Origin of the sequence: Pseudochrobactrum saccharolyticum (assembly GCF_008801715.1) — a bacterium.
Classification (GTDB): domain Bacteria; phylum Pseudomonadota; class Alphaproteobacteria; order Rhizobiales; family Rhizobiaceae; genus Pseudochrobactrum; species Pseudochrobactrum saccharolyticum.
The window spans coordinates 576,122-586,778 of record NZ_VZPG01000001.1; the positions used below are offsets into that span (position 1 = coordinate 576,122).

Genomic DNA, 10,657 nt, shown 5'->3' on the forward strand with positions numbered 1-10,657 from the left:
AGTCTGACAGTATGCACTCTTGCGTGAAAACCGTCATTTTTATGAGACAGCAAAAAACTTTACGGCACCTTCGGACTCCAGCCTAATAAATTTTGACGTTTGCGTAAACGTCAAAAATCCATTTTTGAAAATTTAAATTTTGGCTCCAATGCCACAACCCAAAGCTTCATATGCGTCCGAAGGCGGCAAATCACAAAGGGCAAAGCAATCCGGCGCGAGCCTGACAAACATAAAGTTAAGAATTATCACCAAAATTAACCGCTTATTTACCACGTTTCGACAAAACTGCGTCTGAGGCAAAGTCTGTGTTTCGTGTGGTGCCTAGCAACCACCTCAACAAAGACCTCGCTTTGATCCGCCAGCAAGACCTGCAGGCGAAAACAAACGGACAATCTGACCAGCTCCTTTAAGGCGCACAGTTTGAAAAGTGTAAACGGCGATGACAAATCAGCGGTCTCCTCTCGATAATCTGAATATGCGCCGTGAGCGCCGTCCGCTTGCATCGCTTGAGGAATTGAACCGCACTTTGTCCGCCCTTGAAAATCATCTTGTCGAGCGGCGGGAGGCGGAAGACTTTTCCCGTCACACGCAGGCTGCCGATGAAACGGCATCACCTGATGCTCTTGAATTTCTGCGTAATGATCCGGCAGTTGCACCGCGCGCACCATCTGCACCGGCTTCTGCGGACAATCCGCACAAGGAAGCTCTGGCTGCTATTGCCGACGAATTACAGCGTTTGCGCGCCCGTACAGAACTGAGACAGGCAGCAGCAATCAGCGAAAAACTGCATCTGTCTGATACAGGTGTGCAGCACAATCCGGCACGCCTTTCCGCTGCCGACCGCTTTATCGCAGGCACCAGCAATCTGTCCGCCAATAACAGCCCGAATACCGATGCAATTATGCGCCGTGATTTTGAGGAGCTGAAGCGGACTGTTGAGACTCTGGCACGGGAAGAATCCCTGCGCCGTATGAGCCATCGCTGGGATGCGCTGGATGAGCGCTTTGACAATTTTGAACAGCAGCAGACTGAAAAATTCCATGCAAGCCAGTCGGCACATATTGATCCGGCTCTGGATGCGATCACGTCACGTCTTGATGATTTGCGCCATGCCATTGAACAGCTGCCGGACAATCAGAGCCACTCCCTGCGTCAGCTGGACGAACGTCTGGATGAAATCAGCCGCGCAATTCTTGCGACCAGCTATCATCGCCAGCAGCCGGAGCAGGAAAATGCTGTTTTTGAAGAACTCGATCGCCGTTTTGCCGATCTAACCAGTCATCTGGACGAGCAATATCGCAACAGCGCCCATAAAACCGCGCTGAATGATGACCGGTTTATTCAGGCGCTGGAAAACCGCCTCGATCTGATTACCCGTCAGGTCTCGGAACAAACCGCTGTATTGCAGGCTGTGCCTGCAGCACCGGCTGCCGATCAGCAGCTGATGCGCAATCTCGAAAAGCAGCTTGGTTTTATCACAGAACAGCTCAGCAAGCCGGAAAGCCTGCTACCTGAACTGGCAGAGATCAAGCCGCGTCTCGATGTAATTGAACGCGCCATCGACATTAACCGCGACACAGTTCTGAGCGCTGCCCGTGAAGCCGCAGAGGAAGCCATTCGTCAGGTTGTGGACAAAGGCCCTTCCCGCGACACAGATTTTGCCCGCCAGCTTGCCGATGATCTCAAGGCGCTGGAACAGCTGACCCGTGATACGGATGAGCGTAACAGCCGCACCTTTAACAAGGTTCATGATACATTATTGAAAATTGCCGAGCGTCTTGGACAGATTGAAAAAGACAATCTGCAGAAGCCGCCTTTTGCGCAGCCTTCGCGTCCTGCTGGTCAGTCGCGCGAACAGAATAATGCAACACGCTTTACCAGCCAGTTCTCTATTCCTGAATGGGGCAATGATCCGGAACCAACAGCAGGTAATTCTTCACGCAACGCACCATTTTCCGCCGTGCCGTCACCGGCTGCGGCGGCTATTGAAGCTGCACGTGCCGCTGTCAAATCCGCTGCCAATCCTGCACCGGAGAAAATAGCTGCAGATACAGAGACCGAAACAACCGGTACAGCACGCAAATCATTGCTGAGCGGTCTGGCTCAGGCTGTGCGCCGTTCCAAGCCAAACAGTCCGACTTCGGCAACAACCGATGCTTTTGAGATTGAAGACGCAGATCTGCTGACACTGGATACGCCGCCTGCGGCAAACCGTATTCCGGTCAAATCCGAAGAAGAAAGCACCGATCAGACCCTTGCGGCAATGCCGGATCTCAACGCCATTATCCGCCGCGTGCGCGATGAACAGCGTGGCCGCGGGCCGGATCATAATCCCTCCTCCGGCAAATCCGATCTTATCAGCGCGGCACGCCGTGCAGCACAGGCGGCAGCGGATGAAACCGGACGCCTGCGCGATCAGAACCTGAGCGACGGTACTCTGGGCGGCGACATCACATCCGATGAAGACCGCACGACTGCTCCAGACAAGCCAAAGCGCTCCCTGCGCAAGCCGCTTCTGCTGGCTATCGGCGCCATCATCATTGCTGTAACCGGCTTGCAGCTTGGCAACAGCTATCTGACGGAAAAGCAGGACAGCGTTGTTCCGCAGTCACCGGATTTGGCCAGTGTGCAGTCTGCACCGGTTAATACCGCTCCGGCTGTGATTGAAGACAAGAAACCTGCTTTGCCGACAATCACCACGCTTGATAATCCGGCGCAGCTGGAAGAGCAGACTGCATCCACGCTTCAGATTACCAGCCTGAACCATGGTCCGGTTTATGACGGTACAGAAGCGCAGCCGCTTGGGTCACGCGAATTTCCGACAGAGCCTCTCTCCGCCAGACCTATGACCGGCAGCACACAGGCCGTTATCAAGCCTGTTGTTATTAATCCGCCGGTAGCAGCCGCGCCGGACATGCAGCCAATGCCGGAACTGCCTGCAAACAGCACGCCGGTTCACACGGCTCAGGCTGAGACAACAACACCCGATCAGACGACAACACAAAGCCTGCCGCAAAAGAGCGAAGCTGCTGCAACGGCGAATCTGACAGCAGTGCCTGTAGTGCCGAAAGAGGCCGGCCCGATTGCCCTGCGTAATGCTGCTGAAAGCGGCGATGCCCGTGCTCTTTATGAAATCGGTATGCGCTATACAGACGGCCGCGGTGTTGCCAGCGATTTTGCGGAAGCTGCCAAATGGTATGCTCTGTCTGCGGAACGCGGTTTTGCACCTGCGCAGTACCGCCTTGCCAATTTCAACGAAAAAGGCCTTGGTATGCCGCGCGATGCGATCAAGGCAACACAACTCTATGAACAGTCCGCTGCGCAGGGCAATGCCAGCGCCATGCATAATCTTGCCGTGCTCTATGCCATGGGGCCGGACGGTAAGGCAGATCATGACAATGCCGCCAAATGGTTCTTCCGCGCTGCAGAACTCGGCGTAAAAGACAGCCAGTATAATCTGGGTATTCTGACCGCTAAGGGTTTGGGTCGCACGCAAAATCTGGAAGAAAGCTATAAATGGTTCGCATTGGCTGCCAATGCCGGTGATACGGATGCGGCTGACAAGCGCGATCAGATTGCAAAATCCCTCAAGCCTGAACAACTGGAGCGGGCAATCAACCTGACCAAGCTCTGGAAGCCGAAGGACATGATTGAGGATGCCAATTCGGTCAGCATTCCGGATGCCTGGGCTGATGACAAAGCTGTCACCACAGCTTCCGTCGATATGAAGAAAGCCGTCCGTAATATTCAGCTGATCCTGCAGAAAAACGGTTATGATGCAGGCACGGCAGACGGCGTTATGGGCAACAAAACCAGAGAAGCGATTTCCGCTTTTCAGAAAGCCAATGGCATGAAGCCGACCGGCGAAGTGGATCAGAAACTGGTTGAAGCACTGCTCGCCAAGAACAGCTGATTTGCACCGGCAACAATCAGTAATAACAAGAAATCATACCCCTTTGCCGTGCTGGCAGAGGGGGATTTTTATGGCGGTTACGCATAAAATTGCGGCCTAACTGCAACACCTGCCGCACACAATCTCCGGTGACTATTCAGGCTGACGGTTTCGCATCATCTTATGCACAGTGATGGTTTGACTTGGCGCTGCCAAAGGCGCAGAAAATTAACAGTTTTTTGCGACGATGGGTGTGTTGCATTCAAAAAGCACGCAAAAAACGACATCAGCATATGTATTTTCAGGTTTAACGCCGCAAATGGCGGTTAAACTCAGAATTCTGTCAGGTCACGAAGAATAACCGCCCGCCGCCATCGAAAAGCTGCAAAGTCTGACGATAGGCCGGGTATTATTTTCGGGAGAACTCTGCGGGGAGCTTAGCTGTACACCGGATAAAGGGATACAGATTTCAATCTCCGGCAGTGTCATAATAATGGTAGTGGGTCGTGGGTATTTATCTGCCAATAGCAGAAATTTCAGTCAACATGCTGGTTCTTCTCGGCATGGGGGCGGCTGTCGGCTTTTTGTCAGGTCTGTTCGGCGTTGGCGGCGGATTTCTGATTACTCCTCTGCTGATCTTCTACAATATTCCGCCCGCTATTGCTGTTGCTACCGGTGCCAATCAGGTTATCGCCTCCTCCGTTTCGGGCGCGCTTACGCATTTCAAACGCCGGACGCTGGATTTCAAGCTTGGCATATTGCTGGTGATCGGCGGTCTTGTCGGTTCTCTGGTCGGTATTTACATATTTTCGCTGTTGCGTGATCTGGGTCAGCTCGATCTGATTATCTCCCTGCTTTATGTGGTCTTTCTCGGCTCTGTCGGTGGGCTGATGGCCGTTGAAAGCTGGCGCACCCTGCGCCGCAACAAAGACGGCAAAGCACCGGATGTCCGCCGCTCGGGGCAACATAACTGGATTCACCGTATGCCGTTCAAGGCGCGTTTCCGCGCCTCGATGATCTATGTCAGTATTATTCCGGTACTGGCCATCGGCTTTTGTATCGGCCTGCTCTCATCCGTTATGGGTGTCGGCGGCGGTTTTATCATGGTTCCGGCGCTGATTTATCTGCTGCGCGTTCCGACCAATGTGGTTGTTGGTACATCGCTGTTTCAGATCACTTTTGTGACCGCATTCACAACGGTGATGCAAGCAACCAACAACCATACGGTTGATATTGTACTGGCCTTTTTGCTGATGGTCGGCGGTGTGATCGGCGCACAATACGGCGCACGAGCAGGACGCAAATTGCGCGGTGAACAATTGCGTATGCTGCTGGCATTGCTGGTTCTTGCCGTTGCTCTGCGACTGGCTTTCGGCCTGTTCATTCAGCCGGATAATCTTTTCTCAATCGGCTTTGCGGATGAGTAAGATGAAACAGATCATCCGCAAAAGCTTACTCGCAACTGTTTTGCTCTCCGCACTGGTACCGCTCCAGAGCGGTAATGCCGCGACACGGATAAAAGAGCGCGGACAGGAAATGGCCGCGGTCACCAATCTGCAAGATCCGCAGCAATTGCCGGAAACAATTGAGATCGGCCTTTCGACAGAAACGATTGCCATTGCATCCAATTTCAGCGGCACCAATCTGACAATTTTCGGCGCGCTGGATAATGCCGATCCGCTGATCCGCAGGCAAGGACGCTACGATATTATCGTGGTGCTGGAAGGCCCGCAGCGTAATCTCGTCGTGCGTGAAAAGTCACGTTATCTCGGCGTATGGGTTAATGCGGATTCAGAAACATTCACATCTGTGCCGCTTTCCTATTCTCTGGCATCCACGCGACCGCTGCAGGATATTACCGATGAGAAAACCTATCGCCAGCTTTCGCTCGGCGTCAATTATTTCGCGCTGAACCCTGAATATGGCACGCTGACAGATCCGAATGCTATGCGCTTCGGGCAGGAGTTGCGCGATCTGAAATCCCGTCAGGGACTTTACAGCCAGAAAGTCGGCTCGGTCGAATTTGTTTCGCAGACCTTGTTCCGCGCAACACTGGCACTTTCAACCAATGTGCCGGTCGGGCGGCACAAAGCCCGCGCTTTGCTGTTCCGCCATGGCGTATTCATTGGGGAAGCCAATACCCATCTCAATATTGTCAAAGCCGGTCTCGAACAGCAGATTTTTGAGGCCGCGCATCAATATAGTCTTGCCTATGGTCTGTTTGCCGTTTTTCTCGCCGGTCTCACAGGCTGGCTCGGACAATTGTTGTTCCGTAAAGACTAGAGCATTTCACAGTCAAGTTGGATCAACTTGACGGCAGTGATAATGCGACCAAATAAAGAATTTAGAGCGAGCGCTATGATCCAATCTGGACGTAAACCGCTCTAATTAATCTGGTCGCAAAAAACGCGGATGCACAGTGAATATCCGCGTTTCACTGCGCAAATGCACGTCAAAACCACTCACATCAAACAGCCCGCGGAATGCCTTATCCAGCACATTAAGGCTACCCGTATAGGTACCGAATGCCGGCATAATCAGGCGATGGCCATTATTGACAAAACAAGAGCGCCGCACGCTGCGCCCCTGCCGGATAATCTTTGCTGCGGGGTGCAAATGACCGGCCACCTCACCGGCATTATCACCCGCAAGCGGCTCATGCCTGAAGATCAGACCGCCCAGCCTGAATTGCGCCATGGACTCCCCTTCGAGCCCCGCCGGATGCACCGGATCGTGATTGCCTTCAATCCATAACCATTGGCGGCTTTTCATCATCTGACGAAGCAGACTGGATGCCTCATCCGCCAGTCGCGATGCCCCCTGACAATCGTGAAAACTGTCTCCGAGACTGATGACACAAGACGGCTGATAATCATCAATGATGGTCTTGAGCAGCGCTAATGTGGCCAGCGTATCATAAGGCGGCAGCATCATGCCGCGCTTAGCAAAGAATGACCCTTTTTCCAGATGCAGATCAGACACCACCAGCGTCCGGTATGACGGCAAGTATAATACCCCGCGCGGATCGAGATGGCACAGCGTATCATTGATGAGAATATCCGCGCCGCCCTGATGCGCCTGCTTAATCACACTTGTCAATTTTCCAGTGCCTCACGGGTCATGTCTTCCAGCAAATCGTCATCTGTTCCGGCAACCCGTTCTTTGCCGATTTCCAGCATCACAGGCAATGCCAAAGGCGAAATATGCGGCAGGTTACGATGAACAATGTGATCGCGTACACGCTGCAACATTGTTCCGAGACGGGCAATGTCCAGCAGCCCCGCTGCTGCCTCTGCCCGTGTAGCCTGCAGTAAAATGTGATCCGGCTCGTGGCTGCGCAACACATCATAGATCAGATCCGTGGAAATCGTCAGCTGCCTGCCGGTCTTTTCCTTCCCCGGATGACGCCGTTCAATCATGCCGGAAATCAGCGCACAATTGCGAAAAGTACGTTTCAGCAGATAGCTTTCATCCAGCCATGCCTCCAGATCATCGCCGAGCATATCCTGATCGAACAATGTATCCAGCGATAATTCACCACCTTCCATCATCGCATTCAGATCACGTGCCGCCCACAGCCCCAGCGAATAATCCGTTGCCACAAATCCCAGCGGCCGTGCACCTGCCCGATCCAGCCGCCGCGTCAGCAACATCCCCAATGTCTGATGCGCCAGCCTGCCTTCAAACGGATAGCACACCATATAAAACCGGTTCTGACGCGGAAAAGTTTCGACCAGCAATTCATTCTGTGCCGGCAGCAGGGAACGGTCACGCTGCAATTGCAGCCAGTCACGCACCTGATCCGGCAATTGCTGCCAGCTTTTGTCATCCGCCAGCATCGCACGGACTTCCGAGGCCAGATAAGTTGAGAGCGGAAATTTACCGCCCGCATAGACCGGCACTTTCGCATCCTCGCCGGAGGCCTGCGACACCAGACATTCATTGTCGCGGATACCTTCAAATCGCACAGTCTGACCTGCAAAAAAGAACGTATCGCCTTGTGTCAGCGTTTCGAGAAAATACTCTTCAATACGCCCTAATATACGCCCGCCGCGCATGGGGCTGGCAGCACTTCCTGCAAGTTTGCGCCCCTTACGGATCATGCGGATATTCAGTTCCGGTGCTTCAACAATCGTACCGATATTGAGGCGATATTGTTGTGCGACTTTGCCATTACTGACACGCCAGCGCCCGTCCGGCATCGGGCGGATTTTTGCAAACCGCTCATAGACACGCAGCGCATAGCCACCGGTTGCCACAAAATCCAGCACACGGTCAAACTGATAGTGCGATAAATGCTGATAGGGTGCTGCCGAACATATTTCCGCGTAGAGCACATCCGCATGAAACGGTTCGGCACAGGCCATGCCGAGTATATGCTGCGCCAGCACATCCAGAGCCCCGTCGGCCAGAGGCGGTGTATCCTGCACCCCTTCCACATTGGCCACCAGCGCCGCATTGCATTCCAGCACTTCAAAACGGTTTGCAGGCACCAGAACCGCGCGGCTTGGCTCATCCATACGGTGATTGGAGCGCCCGATACGCTGTGCCAGTCTGCTGGCACCTTTCGGCGCACCAATATGGATAACCAGATCGACATCACCCCAGTCAATCCCAAGATCAAGGGTCGAGGTTGCCACAACTGCGCGCAGAGCATTGCGGGACATTGCCTCCTCTACACGACGGCGCTGTGTGGCATCCAGCGAACCGTGATGCAGGCCAATCGGCAAGGTCAGCTCATTGATACGCCAGAGCTCCTGAAAAATCCGCTCTGCCTGCGATCTGGTATTCACGAAAATCAATGTCGTGCGGAATTGCCGGATCAGTTCATAGACATCGCCGAGTGCATAGCCGGCACTGTGACCGGCCCATGGTATCCGCTCGCCGGATTGTAATATGCTGATCTCCGGCTTTGCCCCGCCCTGCACAGTAACCAGTCCGGCAAGTGCAGGAGTATCGCCCTGCGCAACCAGCCAGCGACGCAGATCATCCGGCTCTGCCACTGTTGCCGACAGGCCGATTGTCTGCATCTGCGGTGCAAGATTGCGCAGCCGTGCCAGCCCCAGTGCCAGCAACTGCCCGCGTTTTGAAGTGACCAGCGCATGCAGCTCATCAAAAATTACAAAACGCAAATCCGCAAAGAAATCTGCCGCATCTTTGCCCGCCAGTAACAGAGCCAGTTGCTCCGGTGTGGTGAGCAATATATCCGGCGGTGCCAGTTTCTGCCGCTGCCTTTTATGGGCAGGCGTATCCCCTGTGCGGGTTTCAATAGTTACCGGCAGTGCCATTTCTGCAACCGGCTTCGCCAGATTGCGTTCAATATCAACAGCCAGCGCTTTGAGTGGCGAAATATAAAGCGTGTGAATACCGGAACGGCGCAGCTGATTACGCGCACCGCTCTGCGCACGCAATGTCAGATCAGTCAGTGCAGGCAAAAAACCGGCCAGTGTTTTACCGGCTCCTGTGGGTGCAATCAGCAATGTGGACTGCCCCGCCAGACTGCGCTCCAGCAACTCACGCTGGTGCTGGCGCAGCTGCCAGCCCTTATCCGCAAACCACTGTACAAAGACAGCGGGCAGAACATCTTGACCGGAAGATTTATCGGCAGCGGATATTGGTTTCACAGGGTGAATGTAGGGTGCATCCCGACAGGTGTGAAGTCCCGTTTGTGCTTAAAGCGTCACGGATTGATCTCTGTTCAGACAACAGAAAGCCGAAACCGTACCGGCTCAGCATTTTTGGGCAAGAAAGACATAGCCATCGAGATATTCTCCGCGATCAAGACGCAGAGCAATGCGCTGATAATCCAGTAATTCAAAACGACTGACTTGTAATAAATTTTCGATATAGCGGGCAGAATGGGTAAAACGTAAAGACGGCTGCAAAATCATATTATCACATGAACCGTCTGAACTCTGCGCTTCAGACCGGTCATGTGTTTCCACCGAGAAGGCAAACACCCCTCCTCTCCGTAAACATTCCGCTGCCAGAGCGAAAGCGCGCTCCAGCTGACCGATATAGATAAACACATCGGCAGCAAGGATCATATCCGGTTGTGGCAGAGCCTCATCGACCAGATCCGTCTTGCGGCACTGGTTTACATCTGCCTTAATCAGCCTTGTATAAATTTGCTTCTCATCCGCCTTTTTCAGCATGGCTTCTGAGAGATCCGCACCGCTCAGCAAACCGCTGCGCTGATGGATTTCCTCTCCCATCAGACCGGTGCCGCAGCCCAGATCCAGCACATGCTGGTAGCTGCGCTCCGGAAAATGTCTGGTAATCAGTTCCGCCATTTTTTGCGGCCCGCAATATTGCAGCTTATCGACCAGAGATTCCTCGAAATCCGGCGCATAGGCATCAAACAGTGCCTCAATATAGGCAGGCGGTGCCGCATCCGGTGTTTCACCAAGGCCGCATTGTGCCAGTTTCAGCGCCGCGCCAAAACGGTCTTCAGGATCAAGCTTCAGCAGCTGTCGCCAGAGAGCCACAGCTTCATCTGTTTCGCCCGCATTTTCATGCATTTCGCTGAGCATAAACAGACCCGCAGGCCATTGCCGGAACTGGGATGTCAGATAATCAAGCGATTGGCGCATCAGGTCGGCTGCTGCGGAATGGTCTCCCGCCTCAGACATCATGACCGCATAATGAGCACGGCGATCCGCTATCAGATCACCGGAAGAGAAAAATGCCCGCGCCATTCTTACCGCATTTGTTGCAGAGCACGCGATATGCAGTGATGCGGGGCATTTGACAAGATATTTTTTG

6 protein-coding genes are annotated in these 10,657 nt (G+C 53.6%); 3 read left to right on the plus strand and 3 right to left on the minus strand.

The features are described 5' to 3' along the window. The first annotated feature begins 439 nt into the window (after positions 1-439). The 3 genes from F7P81_RS02690 to F7P81_RS02700 all read left to right on the plus strand — a co-directional run bounded on the left by F7P81_RS02690 (position 440) and on the right by F7P81_RS02700 (position 6,175). Entirely contained in the window at positions 440-3,913 is a 3,474-nt protein-coding gene (locus tag F7P81_RS02690; protein ID WP_151158473.1) for a peptidoglycan-binding protein, read from the plus strand. 485 nt (positions 3,914-4,398) lie between these two features. Next, the gene (locus F7P81_RS02695) at positions 4,399-5,319 is read left to right on the plus strand and encodes a sulfite exporter TauE/SafE family protein (protein WP_022711093.1); all 921 of its coding nucleotides are present in this window, start codon (positions 4,399-4,401) and stop codon (positions 5,317-5,319) included. A gap of 1 nt (position 5,320) precedes the next feature. Beyond that, the gene (locus tag F7P81_RS02700) at positions 5,321-6,175 is read left to right on the plus strand and encodes a TIGR02186 family protein (RefSeq protein ID WP_022711092.1); all 855 of its coding nucleotides are present in this window, start codon (positions 5,321-5,323) and stop codon (positions 6,173-6,175) included. Between the two features lie 105 nt (positions 6,176-6,280). Here the strand turns inward: F7P81_RS02700 and pdeM are convergent, their stop codons facing one another. The 3 genes from pdeM to F7P81_RS02715 all read right to left on the minus strand — a co-directional run bounded on the left by pdeM (position 6,281) and on the right by F7P81_RS02715 (position 10,590). Then, positions 6,281-6,991, minus strand: coding sequence for a ligase-associated DNA damage response endonuclease PdeM (pdeM, locus tag F7P81_RS02705; RefSeq protein WP_151158474.1), 711 nt, complete (start codon positions 6,989-6,991; stop codon positions 6,281-6,283). Then, positions 6,988-9,516, minus strand: coding sequence for a ligase-associated DNA damage response DEXH box helicase (locus F7P81_RS02710; RefSeq protein WP_151158475.1), 2,529 nt, complete (start codon positions 9,514-9,516; stop codon positions 6,988-6,990). Before F7P81_RS02710 ends, pdeM begins: the two co-directional genes overlap by 4 nt. A 105-nt stretch (positions 9,517-9,621) precedes the next feature. Then, positions 9,622-10,590, minus strand: a complete 969-nt coding sequence (locus F7P81_RS02715) for a class I SAM-dependent methyltransferase (RefSeq protein ID WP_151158476.1) — start codon at positions 10,588-10,590, stop codon at positions 9,622-9,624. Positions 10,591-10,657: the final 67 nt, after the last annotated feature.

What these genes read in the sequence shown, in the direction of transcription:
- F7P81_RS02700 (WP_022711092.1), top strand. Translation starts at nt 5,321, where the DNA reads ATGAAACAGATCATCCGCAAAAGCTTACTCGCAACTGTTTTGCTCTCC.
- F7P81_RS02690 (WP_151158473.1), top strand. Translation starts at nt 440, where the DNA reads ATGACAAATCAGCGGTCTCCTCTCGATAATCTGAATATGCGCCGTGAG.
- F7P81_RS02715 (WP_151158476.1), bottom strand. Translation starts at nt 10,590, where the DNA reads ATGGCGCGGGCATTTTTCTCTTCCGGTGATCTGATAGCGGATCGCCGT.